The sequence below is a fragment of the Sinorhizobium chiapasense genome, assembly GCF_036488675.1.
Classification (GTDB): Bacteria; Pseudomonadota; Alphaproteobacteria; order Rhizobiales; family Rhizobiaceae; genus Sinorhizobium; species Sinorhizobium chiapasense.
On record NZ_CP133151.1, the window covers coordinates 381,644 to 404,790 of the forward strand.

20 protein-coding genes and 1 pseudogene are annotated in these 23,147 nt (G+C 57.5%); 15 read left to right on the plus strand and 6 right to left on the minus strand.

Annotated features, from left to right (window positions below; translation table 11 throughout):
- Positions 1-5: 5 nt before the first annotated feature.
- The 9 genes from RB548_RS24490 (at position 6) to RB548_RS24530 (ending at position 8,095) form a co-directional block, all read left to right on the plus strand.
- Positions 6-1,115: an electron transfer flavoprotein subunit alpha/FixB family protein gene (locus tag RB548_RS24490; protein ID WP_331375546.1), complete on the plus strand. Its 1,110-nt coding sequence runs from the start codon at positions 6-8 to the stop codon at positions 1,113-1,115.
- An 11-nt stretch (positions 1,116-1,126) separates the two neighbouring features.
- Entirely contained in the window at positions 1,127-2,434 is a 1,308-nt protein-coding gene (locus RB548_RS24495) for an FAD-binding protein (RefSeq protein ID WP_331375547.1), read from the plus strand.
- Between the two features lie 12 nt (positions 2,435-2,446).
- Positions 2,447-2,746: a ferredoxin family protein gene (locus RB548_RS24500; protein WP_283067593.1), complete on the plus strand. Its 300-nt coding sequence runs from the start codon at positions 2,447-2,449 to the stop codon at positions 2,744-2,746.
- A gap of 253 nt (positions 2,747-2,999) precedes the next feature.
- The gene (nifA, locus tag RB548_RS24505) at positions 3,000-4,634 is read left to right on the plus strand and encodes a nif-specific transcriptional activator NifA (protein WP_331375548.1); all 1,635 of its coding nucleotides are present in this window, start codon (positions 3,000-3,002) and stop codon (positions 4,632-4,634) included.
- Between the two features lie 233 nt (positions 4,635-4,867).
- The gene (gene nifB / locus RB548_RS24510; protein ID WP_331375549.1) at positions 4,868-6,349 is read left to right on the plus strand and encodes a nitrogenase cofactor biosynthesis protein NifB; all 1,482 of its coding nucleotides are present in this window, start codon (positions 4,868-4,870) and stop codon (positions 6,347-6,349) included.
- A gap of 34 nt (positions 6,350-6,383) precedes the next feature.
- Complete coding sequence (locus RB548_RS24515; RefSeq protein ID WP_180942056.1) at positions 6,384-6,578, plus strand: 4Fe-4S binding protein; 195 nt, start codon at positions 6,384-6,386, stop codon at positions 6,576-6,578.
- A 92-nt stretch (positions 6,579-6,670) separates the two neighbouring features.
- Positions 6,671-6,973, plus strand: coding sequence for a nitrogen fixation protein NifZ (locus RB548_RS24520; RefSeq protein WP_331375550.1), 303 nt, complete (start codon positions 6,671-6,673; stop codon positions 6,971-6,973).
- Positions 6,970-7,182, plus strand: a complete 213-nt coding sequence (nifT, locus tag RB548_RS24525) for a putative nitrogen fixation protein NifT (protein WP_331375551.1) — start codon at positions 6,970-6,972, stop codon at positions 7,180-7,182. The genes RB548_RS24520 and nifT overlap by 4 nt, the downstream gene beginning before the upstream one ends.
- Positions 7,183-7,219: 37 nt before the next feature.
- The gene (locus RB548_RS24530; protein ID WP_331375552.1) at positions 7,220-8,095 is read left to right on the plus strand and encodes an SIR2 family NAD-dependent protein deacylase; all 876 of its coding nucleotides are present in this window, start codon (positions 7,220-7,222) and stop codon (positions 8,093-8,095) included.
- A gap of 186 nt (positions 8,096-8,281) precedes the next feature.
- Here RB548_RS24530 and nodD1 read toward each other — a convergent pair whose 3' ends face one another.
- Positions 8,282-9,226, minus strand: a complete 945-nt coding sequence (nodD1, locus tag RB548_RS24535) for a transcriptional regulator NodD1 (protein WP_283067601.1) — start codon at positions 9,224-9,226, stop codon at positions 8,282-8,284.
- Positions 9,227-9,412: 186 nt separating this feature from the next.
- Positions 9,413-9,850 carry a hypothetical protein gene (locus RB548_RS24540; RefSeq protein ID WP_331375553.1) on the minus strand — a complete coding sequence of 146 codons (438 nt, stop codon included), beginning with the start codon at positions 9,848-9,850 and terminating at the stop codon, positions 9,413-9,415.
- A gap of 561 nt (positions 9,851-10,411) precedes the next feature.
- Between RB548_RS24540 and RB548_RS24545 the strand changes: the two genes are divergently transcribed.
- The 5 genes from RB548_RS24545 to RB548_RS24565 all read left to right on the plus strand — a co-directional run bounded on the left by RB548_RS24545 (position 10,412) and on the right by RB548_RS24565 (position 18,158).
- Positions 10,412-11,044 carry a hypothetical protein gene (locus RB548_RS24545; RefSeq protein ID WP_331375554.1) on the plus strand — a complete coding sequence of 211 codons (633 nt, stop codon included), beginning with the start codon at positions 10,412-10,414 and terminating at the stop codon, positions 11,042-11,044.
- Positions 11,045-11,358: 314 nt separating this feature from the next.
- Positions 11,359-14,811: an AAA domain-containing protein gene (locus RB548_RS24550; protein ID WP_331375555.1), complete on the plus strand. Its 3,453-nt coding sequence runs from the start codon at positions 11,359-11,361 to the stop codon at positions 14,809-14,811.
- Positions 14,808-16,280: a hypothetical protein gene (locus RB548_RS24555; RefSeq protein ID WP_331375556.1), complete on the plus strand. Its 1,473-nt coding sequence runs from the start codon at positions 14,808-14,810 to the stop codon at positions 16,278-16,280. The genes RB548_RS24550 and RB548_RS24555 overlap by 4 nt, the downstream gene beginning before the upstream one ends.
- Positions 16,237-17,055 carry a PP2C family protein-serine/threonine phosphatase gene (locus tag RB548_RS24560; RefSeq protein ID WP_331375557.1) on the plus strand — a complete coding sequence of 273 codons (819 nt, stop codon included), beginning with the start codon at positions 16,237-16,239 and terminating at the stop codon, positions 17,053-17,055. The genes RB548_RS24555 and RB548_RS24560 overlap by 44 nt, the downstream gene beginning before the upstream one ends.
- Positions 17,013-18,158, plus strand: a complete 1,146-nt coding sequence (locus RB548_RS24565; protein ID WP_331375558.1) for a DUF3800 domain-containing protein — start codon at positions 17,013-17,015, stop codon at positions 18,156-18,158. The genes RB548_RS24560 and RB548_RS24565 overlap by 43 nt, the downstream gene beginning before the upstream one ends.
- Positions 18,159-18,236: 78 nt before the next feature.
- Here RB548_RS24565 and RB548_RS24570 read toward each other — a convergent pair whose 3' ends face one another.
- The 3 genes and pseudogenes from RB548_RS24570 to RB548_RS24580 form a co-directional block, all read right to left on the minus strand.
- Positions 18,237-18,920, minus strand: coding sequence for a PIN domain-containing protein (locus RB548_RS24570; RefSeq protein WP_331375559.1), 684 nt, complete (start codon positions 18,918-18,920; stop codon positions 18,237-18,239).
- A 6-nt stretch (positions 18,921-18,926) separates the two neighbouring features.
- On the minus strand, positions 18,927-19,583 hold the full coding sequence (locus tag RB548_RS24575) for a hypothetical protein (protein ID WP_331375560.1): 657 nt from the start codon (positions 19,581-19,583) through the stop codon (positions 18,927-18,929).
- A 232-nt stretch (positions 19,584-19,815) separates the two neighbouring features.
- Positions 19,816-20,409: pseudogene (locus tag RB548_RS24580) on the minus strand (RHE_PE00001 family protein); the annotation flags it as partial.
- A gap of 411 nt (positions 20,410-20,820) precedes the next feature.
- On the opposite strand from RB548_RS24580, the gene RB548_RS24585 reads away from it, so the two are divergent.
- Positions 20,821-21,039, plus strand: a complete 219-nt coding sequence (locus tag RB548_RS24585; RefSeq protein ID WP_331375561.1) for a hypothetical protein — start codon at positions 20,821-20,823, stop codon at positions 21,037-21,039.
- A gap of 520 nt (positions 21,040-21,559) precedes the next feature.
- Here RB548_RS24585 and RB548_RS24590 read toward each other — a convergent pair.
- On the minus strand, positions 21,560-22,726 hold the full coding sequence (locus tag RB548_RS24590; protein ID WP_331375562.1) for an omptin family outer membrane protease: 1,167 nt from the start codon (positions 22,724-22,726) through the stop codon (positions 21,560-21,562).
- Between the last annotated feature and the right edge of the window lie 421 nt (positions 22,727-23,147).

Below are 23,147 nucleotides of genomic sequence, written 5' to 3' on the forward strand. Positions count from 1 at the left end.
CAACGATGTTGAACACGAAGCAAGGCACCCCTCCTCCAGCCGCTGGCCGCGCCGGCATGAAGAAGGAACTGCCCGAGCATTTCAAGGACTACCGGCACGTTTGGGTCTTCATCGAGCTGGAGCGGGGCCAGGTCCATCCCGTCTCCTTCGAGCTGCTCGGCGAAGGCCGCAAGCTCGCTGACAAACTGGGGGTCGAGCTTGCCGGCGTCGTTCTCGGACCGGCGGGAGAGGCCACCCTTTATGCCGTTGCCGAGGCCTTTGCTTACGGCGCCGATCTTGCCTACCTGGTCGAGGCGCCGCTCCTCGAAGACTACCGCAACGAGCCCTTCACCAAAGCAATGACGGACTTGGTCACGACATACAAACCGGAGATCCTGCTTCTCGGTGCGACCACGCTCGGCCGCGATCTTGCCGGTTCCGTTGCGACGACGTTGTTGACGGGACTGACGGCCGACTGCACCGAACTTGATGTGGATGCGGAAGGCTCGCTCGCCGCAACTCGGCCGACTTTCGGCGGCTCCCTGCTATGCACAATCTACACCCTCAACTGCCGTCCGCAGATGGCAACAGTGCGGCCAAGGGTCATGGCCATGCCGCAGCGCGTGAACAAGCCGATCGGGCGTGTCATTCAGCACGACGTCCCGATGATAGAGGAAGAGATCGTTACCAAGGCCCTCGGCTTCCTGTCCGATGGCCAGTCGTCGACCGCCAATCTCGCCTATGCCGACGTCGTGGTTGCCGGAGGCCTTGGTCTGGGCGCGGCGGAGAACCTGAAGCTTGTAAAGAATCTCGCGCGGGCGATTGGGGCCGAATATGGCTGTTCGCGTCCGTTGGTCCAGAAGGGCTGGATGCCGGCTGATCGGCAGATCGGCCAAACCGGCAAGACCATCCGGCCGAAGCTCTACATCGCGGCCGGGATCTCGGGCGCCATCCAACACCGGGTTGGCGTCGGGGGAGCTGATCTCATTGTGGCGATCAACACCGACCGAAACGCACCGATTTTCGATTTCGCTCACCTCGGCGTGGTGACCGATGCGATCCGCTTCCTGCCGTCCTTGACGGAAGTCTTCACCCATAGGCTGTCGCCGCACAGTCGCGATAAGCTTGCGAACTAAGGGGCACGACCATGACCGAGGAAAAGTTCGACGCCATAGTTATCGGGGCCGGTATGGCCGGCAACGCAGCCGCTTACACCATGGCGAGCCGCGGCCTGAAGGTGCTGCAGCTGGAGCGCGGCGAGTATCCGGGCTCCAAGAATGTCCAGGGCGCCATCATGTACTCAAATATGCTGGAGAAAATCATCCCGGACTTTCGGGATGATGCGCCTCTCGAGCGGCATCTGGTCGAGCAACGCTTCTGGATGATGGACGACACATCCCACGTCGGGATGCAATACCGCTCGGATGACTTCAACGAGTCGAGACCAAACCGCTATACGGTCATTCGTGCCCAGTTCGACAAGTGGTTTTCGCGCCAGGTGCGCGAGGCGGGAGCGACGGTTCTGTGCGAAACGACGGTGACGGAACTCGCCCGCGATGCAGATGGGAAAGTGATCGGCGTTCACACTGACCGCACCGGCGACGTGATCCTGGCGGACGTGGTCGTTCTCGCAGAAGGGGTCAATGGGCTGCTCGGCACGCGGGCTGGCTTGCGTGAGACGCCGAAACCCGAAACCGTGGCGCTTGCAGTCAAGGAAATGCATTTCCTGCCGGAAGAGGTGATCGATCAGCGCTTCGGCCTTAAGGCCAACGAAGGCTGCGTGATCGAGGCAGCCGGAACCATCTCCCGTAGCATGGCTGGGCTCGCCTTCCTCTACACCAACAAAGAGTCGATCTCGATCGGCATCGGCTGCCTCGTCTCGGATTTTGCCGCGACGATGGAGAGCCCTTACGACCTGCTCGAAAACTTCAAGAACCATCCGTCGGTCCGGCCGCTGATCGCAGATTCGGAGGTCAAGGAATATGCCGCTCATCTCATTCCGGAAGGTGGTTACAAGGCAATCCCGCAGCTCTTCGGCAATGGCTGGGTGGTCGCAGGCGACGCCGCGCAGCTCAACAACGCCGTGCACCGGGAGGGATCCAATCTCGCCATGACGTCCGGGCGCCTCGCCGGTGAAGCCATCTTGCAGGTCAAGAAACGCGGGGACCCAATGATCAAGGAGAACCTCGCCCTCTACAAGTCGAAGCTGGACAAGTCCTTCGTCATAAAAGATTTGCGGAAATACAAGGACATGCCCGCCCTGCTCCACACCAATTCCCGCAATTTCTTCACGACATATCCGCAATTGCTGTCGCAGGCTGCACAGAACTTCATGCGTGTCGACAGCACCCCGAAGCTCGACAAGGAACGGGCGACTACGGCGGCCTTCGTCAAGGAGCGCTCGCGCTGGGGGCTCGTTAGTGACGCAGTCCGCTTGGCATTCGCCTGGCGCTGAAGGAGAGATGAGATGACGATCGCAGTCACCAACTTGCGCGTAGAGGAAAAGCTTTATCAAAATCGCTATGTAGTCGATTCAGGACGCCCGCACATTAAAGTGCGACCGCACCAGTCGCCGAGCGCGAAACTCTACGCCCTCACAAGCGTCTGCCCGGCCAAATGCTATGAGTTGAATGACAAGGGCCAAGTGGAGATCACCGCCGACGGGTGCATGGAGTGCGGCACATGCAGAGTCCTTTGCGAGGCAAGTGGTGAGATCGAGTGGAATTACCCGCGAGGCGGCTTCGGTGTCCTCTTCAAGTTCGGATGACTAGCTCGCAGGCCCTCCCGCGAATGTCGCAAGCAGCATTGGATTTTTCAGGTTGTCGAAAATGTGCACAATAGGGCTTTGGAATCATATGCTTCCAGAGTTCAGAAGAAAAAAGGCGCTTGGAGGAGCACCTGACAACCCCTGAGGAGTTCACATGCTGCATGATCGGTTCGATGAAGGAAGGCGGTCTGATTCATCCATTAAAACCAAGACGGATATCTCCAGCGTAATTTACCAGATATCGAAAGTCCTGATGGCCCCCACCCGGCCGGAGATCATGCTCACCAATGTCGTGAACATCCTCTCCTCGATGCTCGACTTGCGTCATGGAGCAATCGTCGTCCTCGACGATGAAAACGAGCCAGAAATTGTCGCGACTGCCGGCGTCACGCCCTCACCTCCATCCGGCCGTGACCGAATTATACCGCAGGCCGCAATAGACGAGATCGTCGCTACGGGGGCACCCGTCGTCATACAGGATGCCAGCAAATCGGAGCTCTTCCGGGCTCACCTTCAGACGTCCTCGAACGGCGGCGCCATCCCAGGTCGTTTTATTGGTGTCCCGGTAAAGGCCGAGCGCAGGATTCTTGGAGCGCTATCGGTCGTCCGCGCCAGGGGCGACGCCACTGGCTTGCCCTATGACGAAGACGTTCGCTTTCTCACAATGGTTGCCAACCTTGTCGGCCAGACTATCTGGCTCCATCGCACTTTTGGCATGGATGGCCAGCGGCTCATGGAGGAGCAATGCAGACGGGAAAAATCCCCAGACGATGAGAGGAACGACACCGGCGGGCGTCTGCCTGCCAAAATCGACTGGATCGTCGGGGAAAGTCCCGCAGTCAAGCAGGTGCTCGAAACCGTCTCGGCCGTGGCCCCAACCAATACCACCGTCCTTCTGCGGGGCGAAAGCGGCACCGGCAAGGAATTCTTCGCACAGGCCATCCATGAGCTTTCACCTCGGAGGAAGAAACCTTTCGTAAGGTTGAACTGCGCCGCATTGCCTGAAGGCGTTCTGGAATCAGAGCTGTTTGGGCATGAAAAGGGTGCCTTCACCGGGGCTATCTCGCAGCGCGCGGGTCGTTTCGAACTGGCCAATGGCGGAACCCTGTTGCTTGATGAAATCGGCGAGATCTCGCCTGCATTTCAGGCCAAGCTGTTGCGCGTCTTGCAGGAAGGTGAACTGGAGCGGGTTGGCGGCACCAGAACGCTAAGGGTCGACGTGCGGCTCATATGCGCCACCAACAGGGACCTCGAGACAGCTGTCGTCAATGGAGAGTTCAGGGCTGATCTTTATTACCGCATCAATGTGGTCCCAATTGTCTTGCCGCCGCTCAGAGAGCGACCCGGCGATATTTCGCGCCTTGCAAAGGCTTTCCTCAAACGATTCAACAAGGAGAACGGCCGCGAACTCGCTTTCGCGCCGTCGGCGCTCCAACTGGTCTCGCAATGCCGTTTCCCTGGGAACGTCCGTGAGCTTGAAAATTGCGTGCGAAGGACGGCAACACTCGCGCAATCCACGACGATCGTTCAGTCGGATTTCGCCTGCCAGAACAGCCAGTGCCTCTCTTCGCTACTGTGGAAAGGAGCCGACGGTTCAAACGGCGGCAATGCCACCGATGACCTCGCCAGGGGAATGCCGGCTGGATCGCCGCTCACAGTCAGGCGTGTCGGCGGCTCGGAGAGCGAGGCGTCGTGCTCCAACGCCTGCGACCCGAACGATCCTGCTTGCCCCGCAATGGGTGCGCGTCTGACCGAGCGCGAGCGACTGATCGACGCGATGGAGAAGTCCGGCTGGGTTCAGGCCAAGGCGGCTCGCGTCCTCGGCCTCACCCCGCGTCAGGTCGGTTATGCTCTGCGCCGGCATCAAATCGAGATAAAGAAGTTCTAGCCTGCTGGTGACGTCAACCGTCAGGCCAAACTTGCCCCGCCTCCCCTCGTGTGCTTGAGACGCGGCGCCTTTCGAACCCTTGCCTGTCCACAGTCGGAAACCTCACAAAACCATGTCGGCTAGGAAATGGAGGGAATCGGACAAGAAAAGCTAACCGATTGAAGGGAATAGCGCTTTTCGTTGGCATGGCTCTTGCGTTTTGTACCGCGACGTTATGAGCAACGGAGCCTTCAATGTCCTCACCGATGATTTCGCTTAAAAGCCTGACCAGCAAGACAACAATGAATCAGTTGCTGGCGACCGCGAAGTCCGGTGCTTGCGCTTCCTCATCCTGCGGTTCGCCCGCAAAGCCGGACGACGTGGACCCTGATACCTGGGAGAAGATCAAGGACCATCCCTGCTATTCAGAAGAAGCGCACCACTATTTCGCACGCATGCACGTCGCGGTCGCCCCAGCCTGCAATATCCAGTGTAACTACTGCAATCGTAAATATGACTGCGCCAATGAAAGCCGGCCCGGGGTCGTCTCGGAAAGGCTCACGCCGGACCAGGCGCTGCGAAAGGTCATTGCGGTCGCCAATGAAGTCCCGCAGCTTTCCGTACTCGGCATCGCCGGACCGGGCGATGCCTGCTATGACTGGAAGAAGACAAAGGCGACATTTGAACGAGTCGCGAGCGAAATCCCCGACATCAAGCTGTGCCTTTCGACGAACGGTCTAGCGCTGCCCGACCATGTCGACGAGCTTGCTGACATGAACGTTGATCACGTGACGATCACCATCAACATGGTCGATCCGGAGATCGGTGCGAAGATATATCCCTGGATTTTTCATGACCATCGCCGCTTCACTGGACTCGAAGCCGCCAAAATCCTGCACGAGCGACAGATGTTGGGTCTGGAAATGCTGACCGCGCGCGGCATCCTCACCAAGATCAATTCGGTGATGATCCCCGGGGTAAACGACGAGCACCTGATCGAGGTGAACAAATGGGTCAAGGAGCGCGGCGCGTTCCTGCACAACGTGATGCCGCTGATTTCCGACCCGGAGCATGGCACCCATTACGGCCTGACCGGGCAGCGCGGCCCGCGGGCGGTCGAACTGAAGACGCTTCAAGATCGTCTCGATGGCGGCGCCAGGCTGATGCGCCATTGCCGGCAGTGCCGGGCCGATGCGGTCGGCCTTCTGGGCGAGGACCGTGGCCAGGAATTTACCCTGGACCGGATTCCCGGCGAGGTGAGCTACGACGCCAGCAAGCGCGAGACCTATCGGGAGGTGGTCGCGCGCGAGCGAGGTGATCACGTGGCGGCCAAGAGCGAGGCAATCGGGATGGTCAAGACGGCAGGCTCCAGTGGGTTACTCCTCGTCGCCGTAGCCACCAAAGGCGGCGGCCGCATCAACGAACATTTCGGCCATGCGAAGGAATTCCAGGTTTATGAAGCCTCGGCCATCGGGATCAACCTCGTCGGGCATCGCAAGGTCGAGCAGTATTGCCGCGGCGGCTGGGGCGAGGAGTCCACCCTAGATGACGTCATCGCTGCGCTCGATGGTATCGATATCCTGTTGTGCGCCAAAATCGGAGATTGCCCTAAGGATCAGCTCACGAAGGCCGGAGTCCGAGTAACGGACGATTATGGCTATGACTACATCGAGACGGCCATCAGCGCACTTTACGCCGCCGAATTTGGGCTCGAGCCACTGGCGGCTACGGCCTGACCGCCCGTCATTCCAACAAAACCAGGAGCTGAAAATGGCCTTCCGGATCATCGCATCCCAATGCACCCAATGCGGTGCCTGTGAATTCGAATGTCCCTCCGGCGCGATCAAATTCAAGGGAGAGGCCTACGTGATCGATCCGGAAAAGTGCACCGAATGCAAGGGAGAATTCGAATTGCAGCAATGTGCCTCCGTATGTCCAGTGCCAAAGACCTGCATTCCTGCCTGACCTCCAGGCGATTTACCGACTGGCCACGGTGTCCTCCGGAGGGCCGTCGGGTTCCTTTCGACTTCATGCAGCCGAGGAATGGAGGAACCGCCATGGGCCTTCAACGCGAACAGGAAGTGGAAATCCGCAAGCCGCCCCGATTCATGCCGGGTGAGCGGGTCCGTGCCACACGCCACATCAAGAATGACGGCACCTATCCCGGCAAAAATATCGGCGAAAACCTGGTGCGGAAGGGCGACGAGGGTTATGTGCGCGACATTGGTACCTTTCTCCAGCAGTTCTACGTCTATGCCGTCGAGTGGGTCGATCGCGGCACCGTTGTCGGCATGCGCGCGCGTGAACTGACGAGCCTCCAGAAAACTGTCACTGTCCTCAATGAAGGGATAGCCAAATGAAGGTAATGATCCGCAGAACCAGCGCCGGCTTGTCGGCCTATGTTCCGAAGAAGGATCTCGAAGAGCCAATTATCAAGGTCGAGAAGGAAGATCTATGGGGTGGAGCTGTAACGCTCAAGAACGGCTGGCGCATCGCCCTGCCCGACCTGCCCCGGGATACGCCTCTTCCGATCACCGTCGAGGCTAAGAGGATTTTCGACAAGGACTGATGCTGCGGATAGCAGTCAAGCGGCGAGAGAAAACAGCATGAACACGATCCTGACCTCGGACCGTCTCGTGATTTTTCGGAACTTTGATGCCGAAAGGCGACTTGACCTGTTGAAGGAAGTGCTCGCCACCGATGGGATCGTCCCCTATCTCGGTCCGGGTCTCCTGCGGCTCAGCTCCGCGCAACCGACTATACCGCACACACCGGAAGCCGTCGCCGCGGCACTTAACTTGCGGGCCACAGCTCCTTCCAGGATACGCACCAACATGTGGTCGGTCGCGCAATTCATAGAACAGCGCCGGCATCGCCGTACGCTTCAAACCTGGATGTCAGAGATCTTCGCAGCGTCGGTGGCACCGACCGTGCTCCACGCCTGGTTCGCAACCCTACCGCTCTCCCTCATCATCGATAGCTGGTACGATGGGACGATGCGCGCGGCCCTTGCGGAGACCGGTCGAACAGACGTGGTTGAGATACAAGGCGTCACGCGCGCGAACGAATTCGGCGACATTTGGACAAAATCCTACGATCTTTCAGGGAGGGAACTCGAACTCGGACGAGCGGCAAAAACGGTTCTCTATACGCCTCACGGCAGCGTTAGGCCGGCCGCAAACTTCCTCATCTCAGATTCCGATTATGTCGAAGTCCTGACCGAGATCGATATCCAGACGCCAATCCCTGAGGTGGTGCAGGACCGGCGCACCAACCGGGGCCTGTTCTTCGTCGGCTGCCGCTTCAACGACCAGATGCTGCGTACCTACGCCCGACAGATCATGAAGCGCTCCAACGGCCCACGAATTGCGGTGATCGATGCGGCAACGCTGACCAAAAACGAACGCCGTTTCCTTGCAGCAAACGCGATCACGCTCATCGACATGCCGATCGCAGAAGCGGTGGCTCGGCTTACCGGATGAGGCAGGGCAGCAAATGGGGCAAGGATCGTTCAGTCTCGGTCGATCCGACTACCTACTGCCAATCGCAAGATCGATTGAGAGTCGAGCAGTCCCACGCGTCGGGCGACGTCGCAGGCGCACTTGCCGTGAGCATCTGTGTCCCAACAGACTGTTATGCGATGACTAGGTGCGAGACGCGCGTAAAATTCAGGAACGCCTGGGACGTCCCTTGGCCCGTCGTGGAGAAATTATACGGGACGCCTCCTGAAATAACACCTCGCGCATCCAGAGGCTTGCCTGATCGCCATTATGAAGGGCAGGCCATTGGACGGCTTGGGTGAACGTGGGGAGTGGCAGCGGAAGTTCGACGATCCGCAGGGGTATTGTTTTTGCGAAATACTTCACCAGCCGTAAAGGCATGGTCGCTATACGGTCGGTGCCTGACAGCATGGATGGAATCATGCTGAATCCCTGTACGACGACCTCAATATGTCTCTTGAAGCCGTGCTCGAGCAGATACCATTCCTCGATGGAAGGCGTTCGGGTATTCCCGAATTTGACCGCAACGTGCCCCATCGACATGTATTCCTCGAGTGTAAGTCGCTCTGATAACTGCTTGTTCGAGCGGCAGCCTACGCACACGAGTGTCTCGTCGAACAGCCTCGCTCTGGGATGCGTGCGTGACATGAACAATTCCGGAAAAATCAAAAAATCGGCGTCACCGCGCCGCAGGCAGTCATCGTAGTTGTCCGCAAGAGGCAGCAATTCGAAGCTGACGGCGGGAGCCTCCCGCGCAGCGCGCTCCACGACCTTTTCGAAAAAGACGAGTGCGGCGTAATCCGAAAGGATGATCCTGAAACGACGATCCGATTGAGCCGGGCAAAACGGGTCCCAGGAAATGATGGAGATTTGGATGTGTAGCAGAGCCTCGCGGACTGCCGGCGCAAGTCGTTCCGCGCGCGGGGTTGGAACTAATTCGCGGCCAATCATGGTAAAGAGGTCGTCGTGGAAATAGGTGCGCAACCTGGCGACGGCCGCGCTCATCGCTGGCTGGCTCAGGTTGATGGTGCGTGCCGCCGCCGTGAGGTTACGCTCTGTCATTAGGGCGTCGAGCGCGACGAGGAGATTTAGATCAAGGCCTTTGAACCGCATGTCTTCATCTATCCGTGGCGACGTGGCGAGAAAGGGTGGCAAGGCTTGTGCAGTACGAGCCCCGAGACATCAGGCAGAGGCTTATCTTCATCGCGCATACCTGCTTCAACAAGGATTCCGCTTTAAGCAAAGGTAATGGAGGGTCATGGGCACGACCGAGCTGACTGCATGGAAGAAATGGGCAGGTTAAAGCCGGCTGCAGGGCGGCTTTAATTTTGGTTGATGGCCGCTACCTACTCGCCAGGCGCCGGTGGAATCGCCGATCTGATCAATCGCCTCGCGTGAGGCGGCATATTGACTTAGACCATGCAAGTGACGTCGAGAATTGCGCCGGCTCACGTTGGCCAAGCGCAAGCGCGATTTCGGGATTCCCCTTCCAAGGGGGAGTTGAGCTGGGGTAGGCCACCAGTGCTTCAACCTTCGCGTGACCTTCTCACTCTCCTCAAGGTCCGCCACACTGAGATGATGGGAAAAAGCGCCGCCGCCCGTAGTCGAGGTCAAATGACAACCACCGCCGAAGCGCTTTACGCCTCGATCGGCTTTCATGGAATCATCCGACGTGCAGACGTCGTCGGATTTGAGTACATTCTGGTAGTGCGCAATGACAACGGTGAGCTTCGCCATCTTACTCCTGCGGCTTCTCTAAAATCGTGTCTGGTTCGCCTCCTCCGACCGGTCATGGCCGGAGGACCTGATTGAGGACGGAGCGGATTACAATCCGCGGCATCCAGCGCCGGAATCATACGCGACTATAAGGTCTGGTCGCGCGGACGGGCCTCAGTGCCCAAGCTTCGTCAATGCAGCATTACGCGAGATCGGTAAAATCGATTGTATGGATGGAATCCATTCGCGTTATAGATGATAAAACTCATATGCTTCCAAGGAAGAGCGGCGACGCCAATGCGTGCAGAGGCCGAGGAAGATTTTCCAATCACGTGAAAGGGAGCGCCGAGAGACTGAACACCCGAGCCGGGACGCCGCGGACCCGCAGATTGCCGCCGCTATTCTGAACTTCACGTTGCGTAGTTCGATGCACAAGCTACAGGTTGATTTTCAAAGAGCTTACATCAGCCCATAGGCTGATTCTCTGTGCGGCTTATCAATTTATAGGCTGAACGTTTTTAGGGCATTTCCGGACTGTCACCCGATGAAGCTGTCGCAGAGGCAAAGGCCTATATCAACAGGATGGACGAGCTGGGCCGAATCCCCCCTCGCCCGCTCCAACACGAATGGCGGCACGAGCGCTACTCGTCTTATGACGGCATTGGGTACTGGGTCTCCGAGCAGATGAAAGGACATTTCAACCAGATCGTGAACCATCTCAAGTCCACCCGTGAAGGCGCTTTGTCGCGAGCGCTAAGGGAAAAGGAACCAGATATTCTCGCGGCACTGGCCGACGGCGAAAAATTCTTCGAGATGGTGGTATCGACCTATACCCGTAAAAATCCCTACGCCCATGTCGCGATCCTCGAAACGATAGAGCCGGAAACCTTTGTCTCGGCCTGGCCAATGGCCCCGAAGTCAGGATGGTATTGGATCGGCAGTGCGATCAACGAGCGCTACAAGTCCTCGTTTCATTCGGAAGAGCTCCGGCACGAGCGGCCGTGGGCTAGGCAGGTGGTGGCACTTCTGGAGGAAGAGGTTGAGAGGTTTCAGGGCTTTGCACGGCTTCGCCTGTCGCGGGCTATTCCCAGGTCCATAGGCGACGCTGACGATGACGACGTCGCAGCTCCGATGAACGGCACGGTCGCGTCCATCGCCAGCCAGGCCATCGCGGACCATCCGGTCACTCCGGACAACGGCGCGCCCGCAGGATAGGCGCGACCGAAGCGAGCCTGGCGGCCGCGCTCAGAAACCCGCCCTTCAGCGGAACATCCGGCCAAGCTGATTTGTGGGGCAGGTAGAGGCTGATTGATGGCCTCTGCTCGTAAAGCACGGCACTGACCTTGATTGACCCTGCCCCGGCGCATGCCGCAAATTCCAGCAAATAGACCGGTCTCATCTTTCACCGACCGCTCCCAAGATCAAACTGGGGAAAGCACTCGTATTCTCTGCATTAATTCTTTTCAAAAATTGAAACTTGTGGTCGCATCACGAATGTACGCTATCTATTGAGCTCTTCGGACAAGTCAGTGACCGCAGAATTGATTTCCGCCCCGATAATACTGAGCAATCGCTTTGTGTTGGCAGATGAACGGCGTGAAGGCGGGATGGGATCCATCCAGAAATCGTACGATGTTACGAACGGGAAGCACGTAGCGATCAAACGCATGCTCCTCCAAGGTGATGCGGAGCGCCAGAAGACGTCCTTTCAGCGAGAAGCGGATGCACTCGAGAAGCTCGAACACCCAAACATCGTTTCTCTCGTTAAAGTCGAGCAGGATGCTGAAGGTCGGTGGTACCTCGCTCTTGAGTGGCTAGAGGAGACGATCGAGGCCTATGTTCTCAGGAAAGGTGCCATCCCCTGGAACAGGTTCTACACCACCATTGGCAAACCGGTTCTGGACGCGCTTGAATTTGCACAGACACGACATCAGATCGCCCATCGCGATCTGAACCCCCGCAATATCATGATGACGGACAAGGAGGTGCCGAAGATCACGGATTACGGGATATCGAAAGTGTTCGGTCGCGATCCCTGGATGCCGGTCGCCGGCAAGACATTCGTTGATGCACGGACACCCGGTTTCTCTCCTCTTGAGGCCGATGATGGCGTTCATACCTATGGGCGTGACTGTTTCGGCTTCGCGGCGGTTGCAGTGTATTGCCTCGTCGGACGAATAATCGAAGGTGACGCCGATCTGGGTGTCGCGCTGCACGAGGCAGCGGTTCCCGACGGCATCAGAGACGTTCTTGAAAGAGCCCTTTCAGAGGATCGGCGAAAACGACCACTAGATGCAAAGCAGCTGAGACTCGAGATCGAGGCTGTGGAAGCACGCCGAGCCGAGGATATTGGCTATAAATATCCGTGCTTCCTGGATCTGACGCCGATGGCGGAAGAGCGGTTGGCTGAAGAGACGTTGTTTGACGATGGTGCCGCCGTTCGGAACTTTATCCTCGAAGAGCTCCACGACGTTCATGGGCTGGCATTGCATCGACACGGTGACCAGGACCCATCCAAGGCCAGCATCGACATATTCGGATCGTCATGGCGTTTTCGCGGGCGCATCGTCGGGCGGGACAAGGACACGATCGAGATCTATGAATGCCGCGAGCTGGACGTCGCCGCCGCTGCTTCGAAGCGCGAGCACACCTTACGTCTTCCGCTTCAATTTTCATTCACACCTGCGATGGATACGCTTGTCGCGGCCAGTATATTGGCGGAGATCTGGCAGCGCGTTTCCGATCACGAGGACCGCCGAAGTCAGGAACGGCAGGCGGCACGAAGCGAAAGGATCTTCAAAGCCTGGAAAGGATACCTGCGGGATCGCGTCCGCTTCGAGATCGAGCGATCGGCGGTAATGCATTTCACCAGCCGAAAAATCGACGGAAACAAGGTCACCTTCATCCTCGATAGCGCGGCGTCCGCCGACAGCGTCGGAGAGGAGCGCCTCGTTCGGGTCGCCGGGCGTCATGTCTTCGGCACTGTGCAAAAAGTAGTCTTGGATCAGGTCGTTTTTGAGGTTCAGAGTGGCATACCTGATCTCATCCCACGCCGCGGCGAACTGCTTCTAAACACGGTGGCAGCGGAGCGGTCGCTAGCAAATCAGAACAATGCTGTGGACGGGATCATGTATGGTCGCGCGGCGAATGAACGGCTGAAGGCCATCCTGCTTGATCCGTCGCAAGCCAAACCGCCGAACATTGTCGATCAGAAGCATTTCTCAGCGTCAAAGCTCGAGGGAGAAAAGCTTGCTGTTTTGAAACAGGCGCTCGGCACGACCGAGGTGCTTGCGATCGCTGGCCCACCAGGCACCGGCAAGACAGATCTCATTTCCGAAATCGTAGTTCGATGGTTGGATATGCATCCGGGAAAGCGAATTTTGCTTTCCTCGCAAACTCACACGGCACTCGATGAGGCCATTGAACGTATCGCCAGATTGGTTGGCGACGGCGAGGAGATTGTCCGGATTGGACGGCCCGATGACGAGCGGATTAGCGATTTTTCCAAGCGTCTCCTGCTTGAAGAAAAGGTGAACTCCTGGGCGGAGCAGGTAAGAGGCAAAGCGCAGCAGAACCTGACCGAATGGGCTGTTGCCCAAGGCGTCGACCGTGACCTAGTCCAGCTCGGCATGCTCGTCGAAAGGCTCGTACAGACGATCGAGCGGCGCCAGGAGGTGGACCTTCTGCTTGAAGACGCGGAGCGCCTAATAGATTCGGCCGAGGAGGTTTCTGAAGGGCGTCATCGTCGTGACGAAATCGATCATGAGCTCGAAGAAAAAACCGTCGTTCTGGGCGATGAGATCACGCTTCTTAAAAACACTAGGCGAGCGTTGCGCACCGAAGAACGAGCTGTCCGTGAACAACTTCGATCCTCGGTTGATATGGGTCCGGGTATCGCAGACATCCGCGATCCCGAGGAGCTTAGAGAATGGCAGGACCTCTACCTCCAGGGGTCGCCGGCAATAGTGTCGTGCAAGGACCGGCTCAAACTTTTGGAGGGATGGCTGCTGAAGGTCGGAAGAACAGGCGATTTCAACGCGGCTGTAGTAAATGATGCTCGTGTGATCGCAGGAACTTGTGTCGGTGTCGCCGGCGTTCGGGGTATCGAAGATGTCCAGTTCGACCTGTGCATCGTCGACGAGGCATCCAAGGCGACTGCTACCGAGATTCTTATCCCGATGTCGAAGAGCAAGAGGTGGATCGTCGTGGGCGATCCGGAGCAACTGCCGCCGTTCTTCGAAGATTTCGGAGACGAGTTGCTTGAACAGTTTGACGAGGAAGAGGATATACGTCCGACGATCTTGGATCGCTTCTTGAAGGGGCCGACGGCTTTGCCAGCGGCAAGCCGAGCGGAGATGCGCGTTCAGCATCGGATGGTTGCGCCAATCGGTGAGCTCGTCAGCCACTGCTTTTATGAAGGCAAGCTCAAGAGCCCGATTGAATCGCATGGACTGGATTTTTCTGCGAAGCTACCAGCACCCGTGACCTGGTACACGACGTCTGGAGAAAAGAGGCGCGAAGAGCAGCGTCATGCGAGCACGTTCGATAACGCGCTTGAAGCCCAGTGGATCAAGCGGATCCTTGACGACCTCCAGGCCACCACGGAGCAAAGCGGTGCCAAGATCACCGTCGCCGTCATCGCCGGCTATTCCCGTCAGGTCGGCCGGCTGAACCTGATGACGAGGAAGAATAGTGCAGATTGGCCGAACCTGAGCATCGTCTGCAATACTGTCGACGCCTTCCAAGGTAAGCAGGCGGACGTCTGCATTTATTCTGTCGTGCGATCAAATCTCCGGAAACAGTTCGGCTTCCTTCGGGAAAAGCCGCGGCTGAACGTGGCATTGTCGCGCGCCAAATCCGCCCTGATCATCGTCGGCGATCATTTGTTCTGCCAGACCGCCAAAGCACCGAATCCCTTTCGGAAAGTGATCGACTGGGTGGAGGCTCATTCCGGCAAGTGCCATCTGGGGCCGCTGCAATGATTTCCACTCAACGCGTAGTTCGTGAATTTGGTCTCCGTCCGGGCTTCGACTTGATCGATGTGAAGAAATGCGGGCTTCCCGTCTTCCGTCTTACCGTGGAAGCGATAACGCTCCGCCGGCAAAACCTACCGACCATCCAGGAATTCATCTTGAAGTCGCTCATGATCGAGGATGCGGCAGCAATCGAAATCGCAGCGATGCTGGGTTTGGCAGCCAGACACGTCGAGGAAAGCCTGACACGGCTTCTGTTCGAGCAGCTCGTCTCCGAAACAACCGATCCGCTGACAAAAATCAGATATCGCCTGACCGATCTGGGAAAGGAACGGCTGGAGAGCGGGCAGAGCAGGCCGCAGGATGAGACCCTGGTATTCGACTATGACCTTCTTTTCCAATCCCCCGTCAAGCTCACCGATGCGCAGGTCGAGAGTGCGAAAGAAGCGCGGCAGGATGGAACCTTACTTCTACCCGCGGCATCTTTAGATCCTCCCAGTTTGCAGGCGCTGTCCATCAATACGCTTGGCCAGGTGGTTCGAAGGATTGGGGGGAAGGAATTCCAAAAGCAAATCCTGGGCTTACGACGCATTTTACGTCACCAGATGATGTTCCGGCCGGCCACAGGTCTCCTCTTCCGCAATCGCCTCTCCGGCGAGATGGAACTGGGAGTTATTGTCGATGACAAGTTGAGTGAGCGTCATGAAATCGAGTTTTCCAGAACCGGTGGATTGAAAAAGGCAGGGTTTATCAAGGGAAGCTGGTCAGAGGACACCAGTCGCATCAGGGCGTTTCTCGGGGCCAGCGCTTGGTCGAAGGTCGCCGATGATCAGGCAGAGGCTGTTCAGTGGAGGATGAGAGAGCTCGGCAGAGAGAGAACCGAGCTGGTCGAGATGCATGAACGGAAGCGTCGCAGCCGCGACAAGCTCAAGGCCCACCACCTTCAGACGGTGGAAGATCTTGATCGGCAGATTGCCGCCTCGAGGGCGCAGCTTGACGGATTACCGCTCCGCTCAGTTAGTCCCTCCGAGCTAGCGACCCTGCTTCGAGACGCGCTCGAGCATACCGAGAGCGAGTTGATTTTCAGCATTGACGCGGTCGAACAGGAGGGCATGACCAGACAAGTCGTCGGCCAGCTCGGAAAAGTGGCCGAGCGCGCGGTTGTTGAAATTAGAACGAATGACCCGATAGATCCGATGCCGATCGGCGAGAAGGGAACGTTCGAGCCAGGCGTAGAACTCTGGTCGCTTGCGAACCTCAACCGTCGGATGACGCTGGCGGAGCGAGGATCGGAGCTTCACGGACTATCCGTCGTTGTGAGAGACCGCAGGCTTGCGATCATTGCGGCGGGCTCAATCGTAAAACCAGTGGACCGTCGACCCCACTTTCGCGTCCAGACAGCCTATGTGACGAGCGATCCCGATATTGTAGACCTTGTGCGTCAAAAGCTGGGTAGTGGAGTGCCGCTTGTCGTCTGATATCGCAAAACTGTCCATCTCCGCCGCGACCCATAGGGGCTACGCCCGAAATGGCAATGAAGACAGCTTTCTTGTCGATCATCGCATCGGAGGGGGCGATTTCGATCAGCTGACCACAGATTTGGTGGTAGCGTCGGACGCTGTCGTCCTCGCAATCGCTGACGGTTTGGGTGGACATAAGGCCGGCGAGGTCGCGAGCCGTTATGCCGTAACGCAGATTTTGGCCAAGCTCGAGGAGGTAGACTTCGGTGACGATGCCTCGGTGTCGGAGCTGCTCAATTCAATCAGCCGCGGACTGCATCACCAGATGTTGGAGACACCAGCCCTGATGGGGATGGGGACGACAATCGTCATTGCGATCGTAACTGCACGATCGCTGACGTTTATCAATGTCGGTGACAGTCGCGGCTACCTGATCGACGAAAGCGGCCTGCGTCAAATCACCCATGACGATGTTCCGCCTCATCCATCGACCGCGCCGCGGCGAACGGGGGCGATCACTCAGGCCCTTGGCGGGATCTCAACTCGAACGCGGGTTATCCCTCACGTCCACCGTACCGGCCTGCCGACGGGAGACTGGTCCATGATCCTCTGCTCTGATGGCGTGACAGATTTCGTGTCTTCGGAAGAAATCGCGAGCATAGGCCGATCGGGCCCGGCAGATGCGATGACGCTTGTCGACAGTTCCCTGCGCGCTGGCGGGGAGGACAATATTTCCGCGATCGTCGTCAGATGCTCGCCGGCTGGACACACAAACAGATCGTTCGACCGGTGACTGGGAACTTCTACTTTGATGAAAGCGGCAACACCGGGGATCTCTGCAAGGTCGGAGCATACCCTTCTTTCGGTGGCCAACGGATGTTTTCCCTGGCCTGCATCGGTATCGATGACATCGATGCGCTCGACTATGAAGTCGAACGGCTGAAGTCTCTCCACAGGCTACAGGGAACGGAGCTGAAATCGACACGAACGAAAGCTAAGCCGAAGTTTGTGTCTGATATCGCTCGGTTTCTGCACTCGCGAGAATGGCCTGTTTTTATCGAACTTGTCGACAAGCACTACCTGGTGATGGCAACTATCGTCGAGCGGCTTGTCACCTTGCATCTCTCAGGGACCGAGCCATCACGCGGCGCGCACTTCGTTAAAAATACGATGGCGGATTATATCGCTCTTTACGCACCAGATGATCTCGGCCCGCTTTATGCGAAAGCTTGCCAATCCCAAAACCGTCCGGATTGTCGCAAAGTCTTCCAGCGCTTGATATGGTGGAGCCATCGCTCCCAGCGGGATCGCGATATTGCAGACGGAATCGAACGCTCGAGTCGAGCCAGCCTGAAGATCTTCGAGAAGCTGCATCCCTACGAAGCTGTCAGGAATGTTCTCCCTATCCCCGATCTTAGCAAGCGGGACGCGAGAATCTGGCTCTTGCCCAATATCTCGTCGTTCACGACTATATATGGTCGCATCAATCGTCACGTCGGGGGAAACATGGGAAATGTGACCTTCATTCACGACGAACAGGTCCATTTCGACGAGATCATCGAGGCAAACAAAGCGCTTGCAGAGAGCCTGCGCGATGACCTTTCGCGGGTGAAACTGCGCACGGCCGACTACAATTTCCAGTTTTCGCCGAGCCTGGCGTTTCAAAACTCCAAGGATTCGCTGGGCATACAAGCCGCGGACGTCATCGCTGGCTTCGTGTCACGCTACATCTACCAGAAACTTTGGCAACCTGAGACGGTCGATGCGGACCATGACGAGGCTTTTCACCTCATCGACCGCTTCACGCGCTCCGGCGGCGTGACGGGCATCAACTACGTGGCACCGAAGGAACTGCTCTACGCGCTGGGTCTTTCGCCTCTCGCGAACTATGAGTAGCAACATGCGCGACAATATTCGCCGAAGCGGCGCAAAGCACCCCTGTGCTGGGACTGCCCGTATGCTCCCAGATTAGCTCTACAACCCCAGGAACCGTCGCGCGGCGCTCATATTTGGCGCATAGCTTGCTGTTATCGTGTCCAAATCTTCGATAATCTCCGGCTTCACTAAACGGCTTTCTGTTTGATACTCCTGCGTGTTGGAAGACACAAAGACAACGGCACCCTTGTGACCAGCGCCGCGGAGATCTCGTCCGATCTGCAGATAGGACTCAAAGACAAAGCAATCCTTTGTCGACTCCTTCCCACGTCGCGCGGGCGCTCGCGCGATGTTACTTCGCGCAAATGCTCGCGAGGCAATTTCAGGATGGGCATCAATAACACTGCCGATACTCAACAGCCGCTCGACAATGGCGCGCGACCGTTGTGTCATGTCCGCAAGGTGCGACAGATCGACAGCCTTGTGCCGCCCGTAGACGCCAGAGAGCGCGTTGGCCTGATCGATCTGTGCGATCAACCTTTGTAGTGCGTTGGTTGCTTCCGACTGGACTGCTTCGTCATGACCATCGAACTCGACGATGACCTGCGCGGCCAAAATGATCTCAAGGTTGCCGGTCTCGGCAGCTTCAATAACCTGCAAGGCCGCTTCTCGGTCATGCCTTCGCATCGCCTCGCGCGTCGGATCGCGCATTACATCCAGAATGGAGCAAGTGTCCATGAAGAGGATCGGTATGTTCGGCGAACGTCGAACCGCAGCACCCATGAGGAGCTATCGCTCGCCGTCATAGAAACGCAAAAGCGAAAGAGCGTTCTCAAAGTCTCCAGCCAACCTGTGCGCGGTGTCCTCGTCCCAGCCGTCCACTTCAGACAGCCACCGGGATAATTGGTCCGGATCGAGCTTACGCCGGTGCGAATGCGAGGCCACGATAAAGGCATACCAACGCCGTTGATCGGACGGATGACCCGCACCCGTTGATTTGTTGGCTGCTGCAGAGAAACGCCGCAGAGCCGATGCGACCTCCACGTTCACCCAATCGTCTAACCCCTGCTCTTCTTTAGTCGTTTTGATGCTGAAGCCGTGTCGAGCGGCAATTGGCTCCAAGAGATTGTGCAGAAACTCGTCAAGAACCGCATTGTACTGTGCGAAACTCAAGCGTCCGACATTGAGCGGCGTAATATTCGGAACGTAGTAGCCATCCGCTGTCCCCCAGAATGTGAGACCGGCTTCGGGATGGTGGGCGTTCTGCTCACACGTGAATAAAAGCACGTCCTCGTCAGTGAGGCCTGCGAGCCGCATCTCCTCCGAGCGCTCCAGGTCAACCGACCATGGTGCCACAGCACCCTCGATGAGCGCATTTCGTAGTGCCCCGCGTTGCTCACGATCACCATGCACAGACAGGTCCCGAAAAACTTCAATCTCTTTCATAGCCTCGCCTCGCGACTATCAAATCTCGGCTCATGCTTTTCAGTAGGACTACGGCATCAACGGTGCAACTGGGCTTGGAAAATCGGACCGACTGAGAACTCTCGTTTGCTTAGCTCGTCTTCAAACTTCGCCTACGGATTCCAAGTTTGTGCTGTGAAGCTCTCATGACGGGCTCGGGTCGCTTTCCGCGGAAGCGAACGCCAGAGGCGAAAGCGCTTTAAAACACGCGCTGTCAGATTATTCCCCATGCCCGGAACCTCCCCCGCCCCGTCATCTCTCTGAGCTCCAGCTCCAAAACAATTCGCCGCGCCGCCTGCGGCGTCACCTCGAGCGTCTTCACGACCATCCCGGCCGAAACGAGCGGTTTCGTCATGACCAGCTCGATCAGTTCCGGCAATTTTGACGAGGTGCGCCGTCCAATGAGCTTCCGTTCCATCATCTGTCGCGCCAGTGCCAACCGGTCATGTTTCTTCAGCCCGATCTCGGCAGCCGCGCTCAGTCCCTGAGCGATCGCGAGCAACCGCATCTCGCGATCGCGATGCCGACGCCGATCGACGGGAATGCATTTCAGGCCGAAATTGATGGTGGTGAGATGCGCCGCGGTGGTGATGCCGGCCTGGCGCAGGAACGACGCCGCCAGCAGCCGGCCGAGCCAAGGCGCGTGTTGCAGCACGGAGAGCTCGTTCCAGGCATCGAGCGCAACGATCGCCTGCAGCACTGGCGGCAGGTCGCCAATCAGGGCGAGCACGCCGCGCCACTCCTCGAGACGTTCGTCCTCGTCCCAATCGAGATCGTAGACCAGTGGATTTTTTTCGGCCCGAGCCGGGCCGGGCGTTAGAGTTCCTCACTGCATATGATGCTTCAGGCCACGCCTGACTATCGATAGGTTTCCAGTATCTATATGTATTGCGCGTATACATTCGCAACCAGGCGGAGAATTATACATAATTCTATTATTGCAGGCTCCGACCTAATGGGGACGAAGCCGTACAACGTACTTTCGGCTGTTTCCAACATCTACGAGACCAACAAACGGCACTTTTGGGACTTACAGGCACGGTGACGGCAGGCGACTTGCCGGCTTAAAAAAATATCCCGTCGGTTAGACACGGATGGCGGTCGAGTTATGTTGAAATTGGTTGCGAGGGTAGGATTTGAACCTGTGGTCTTGAGCGGAATCGAACCGCGGGCCCGCCGAACACGTCATGCTGTTGCCGTTGATACATTATGCGATCTGTTGAGCACGGAACGGGACCATACCCAAATACGCTGCGTCAAAGGCACTACGGCTGCTCTCGACCTCGCGACGGTCGTTGCCGTGCAGATAACTGAACGGTGGCAAGCGACACTGCTCCCTGACGCGCTGGAAGACTATGTCACGCAGGACAACCCGGTTCGCGTCAATGCCGCCGACCCGCGAATTGCCACGGGTACTCTGAGACAGACGGCGCAATAGAAGGAAAATTGCGTGCGCGAAGGCCTATCCGGCCGCGCCGCGCCAACATGGCTAAGCGGCGATGCTAGCAGCGTGGCCTGATGAGTATCGCCGCATCGAAACCGCTGGATCAAGATCGAACATGGCTGCGCCCACGCCACCACCAAACGTGTGTCATGTGGAGGACGCATTGCCGAGAGGGCCTGAGACGCCGAAGCGGCAGACTACGCACTCGTCCCGTGGTCTCGCGCGACAGGACGCCGAGAACCGGCAGCCGTCGGTGATGGTACGTCGTACTTCGACTGTCGAGTCATCTGTCTCTTGTCCTCGCTCCGCCAACTGCGACAGCCTGAAGCGGGTCAGCTACTTGCGGGCGGTGCGCTCATTGACGCCCGAGGCCGCTGCTTTGACAACAGCGAGGACAAAGCCATTCCGATCATTGTATAGTCGCCTCGTCTACGTGGCCGGATTGGCTATCCCGTGAGAGCAGTTCGCCTCTTAACTGACCACAAACCCGAAGTTGCCGCACCGGTTCCAGGAATCAGAACGTGAGTTTGAAGCCGGCCGATATCGTAAGGGCCTGGAGGTCCATGCCGGCCAAATTCTTGTAGATTCCTGTCGCGGTATCCTTCGACTTATCCACCGTCATGTCGCCTTTCTCGCGAAAATACTTATCGAAATTGCCGGCCAGGAAGAGGTTGACGCGGTCAGTCACTTGATAATTGGCCTTGGCGCCGAACGAGACGAAAGGCTCCGTACCGAATTCGCCTTTGCTATGCATTGTGCGCAGCCAGTGGTCGTCGATCTCACTTTCATCGATCCCGAGGCCACCGCGTAGCAGACCGGAGAGAGTCCAATCGCCGAGTCTAGTGATTACTTCGGCGCCGAGGAAAACCCCCGGATAACGCTGTTCGTAGCTGATGATGCCTTTGCCGGGCTCGAAAATTTCCTGGCTGTCTCGGAAGGCCCTACCGCTATAGATAAAGGTGCCGCCATAGGCGGTCCATTTCACGTCGGTGTACTTGAAGCCGCCGTGCAGGTTGATGGTTGTGGCATCGTTGATCCCAAAGTCGCGACCGGCTGCAATATCAAGATTGATGTAGCGATCAAGCGAGGTGTCGGGGCTTATGTCTCGTGACGCCCAATCCCCCGGACCGAAGCCCGGCGAAAAACCATACCAATCATAATCCTCCATGTGGCTCTCGCCCGAGAGCCCGATCACAGAGTTGGCTGCGATGGTCCAGCTATTACCAAGCTCAGCCTTGAAGCCGGTCGTCAGAACTGGCGCATCGCTTTCCCAGATCAGTTTGCTGACATGATTGCCAGCTAAGTCGTAGACAAGCTCGTTGGCCCTGAGCTGAGTGTAGCCGACACCACCAACAAGTACGAAGCTGCTGTCGGGCGCAGCATAGATCGTTTCGTCGGCCGCCACGGCGACTGTCGAAGTTGCGCAGAAAGCGCCGAAAACAAAAACTGGGAATGATGCCGTGAAGCGACGCATTACGCGGGCCGTGCCTGCCGCAGGCTCCGCTGAACTTTTTGCTTGGCTAAGCGACGTCGCTGCAGCATTGCGTTGCGAGCTGCCGGCCAGTTGGAGCAATTCGTCATATGGATGCTGTTGCGTGGCATCGCACAGTAATGAGCTTGCAAAGTTCGACGCATTCCGTCCGTAATCTTCTTGCCGATGAATCCTGATGTGAAGTGTCATTTGACCCTTTCCTGAAGATCGACCAGATAAGCCGTTAGTGAATGAGCACTGCCCCCACCACAAAGACGGTACAGTCACGCCGGCACAGCTAGCGTCGGGGGTTACATCGGCTAACGCCGTCGTCGCGGCGACCACCGTATGCTGGCGAGCCGTTCCTCATCCAAAGGCAGCGCGTTTGCGGAATGGCAAGCAAGCATTGTGCCGATGGGAACATTGTTGCAGATCAACTGGATCGCACCCATGGCATCTTGTGCGATGTCTGACAGTTGTCGAAGTTCTAACAACGCGTGTAACCGGCAGAGCGTGCGCTTTGTCGTCTCCCGCCCAGTATGAAGCTGGAGCCACCGCTGTCAGCGACACTGTAGGCTCCTGAGCACGATGACGAAGTGAATATTGAACATGGCGCACCTCCGCCATCTTC

Bases quoted from the DNA above. Each gene is read 5' to 3' on its own strand.
- RB548_RS24575 (WP_331375560.1), bottom strand. From the start codon at position 19,583: ATGAAAGAGATTGAAGTTTTTCGGGACCTGTCTGTGCATGGTGATCGT.
- RB548_RS24490 (WP_331375546.1), top strand. From the start codon at position 6: ATGTTGAACACGAAGCAAGGCACCCCTCCTCCAGCCGCTGGCCGCGCC.
- RB548_RS24555 (WP_331375556.1), top strand. From the start codon at position 14,808: ATGATTTCCACTCAACGCGTAGTTCGTGAATTTGGTCTCCGTCCGGGC.
- RB548_RS24515 (WP_180942056.1), top strand. From the start codon at position 6,384: ATGGCCTTCCGGATCATCGCATCCCAATGCACCCAATGCGGTGCCTGT.
- RB548_RS24565 (WP_331375558.1), top strand. From the start codon at position 17,013: ATGCTCGCCGGCTGGACACACAAACAGATCGTTCGACCGGTGACTGGG.
- nifT (WP_331375551.1), top strand. From the start codon at position 6,970: ATGAAGGTAATGATCCGCAGAACCAGCGCCGGCTTGTCGGCCTATGTT.
- RB548_RS24530 (WP_331375552.1), top strand. From the start codon at position 7,220: ATGAACACGATCCTGACCTCGGACCGTCTCGTGATTTTTCGGAACTTT.
- RB548_RS24590 (WP_331375562.1), bottom strand. From the start codon at position 22,726: ATGACACTTCACATCAGGATTCATCGGCAAGAAGATTACGGACGGAAT.
- RB548_RS24500 (WP_283067593.1), top strand. From the start codon at position 2,447: ATGACGATCGCAGTCACCAACTTGCGCGTAGAGGAAAAGCTTTATCAA.
- RB548_RS24495 (WP_331375547.1), top strand. From the start codon at position 1,127: ATGACCGAGGAAAAGTTCGACGCCATAGTTATCGGGGCCGGTATGGCC.
- RB548_RS24545 (WP_331375554.1), top strand. From the start codon at position 10,412: ATGGACGAGCTGGGCCGAATCCCCCCTCGCCCGCTCCAACACGAATGG.
- RB548_RS24570 (WP_331375559.1), bottom strand. From the start codon at position 18,920: ATGGGTGCTGCGGTTCGACGTTCGCCGAACATACCGATCCTCTTCATG.
- nifA (WP_331375548.1), top strand. From the start codon at position 3,000: ATGGCCCCCACCCGGCCGGAGATCATGCTCACCAATGTCGTGAACATC.
- RB548_RS24540 (WP_331375553.1), bottom strand. From the start codon at position 9,850: ATGGCGAAGCTCACCGTTGTCATTGCGCACTACCAGAATGTACTCAAA.
- RB548_RS24520 (WP_331375550.1), top strand. From the start codon at position 6,671: ATGGGCCTTCAACGCGAACAGGAAGTGGAAATCCGCAAGCCGCCCCGA.
- nodD1 (WP_283067601.1), bottom strand. From the start codon at position 9,226: ATGCGGTTCAAAGGCCTTGATCTAAATCTCCTCGTCGCGCTCGACGCC.
- nifB (WP_331375549.1), top strand. From the start codon at position 4,868: ATGTCCTCACCGATGATTTCGCTTAAAAGCCTGACCAGCAAGACAACA.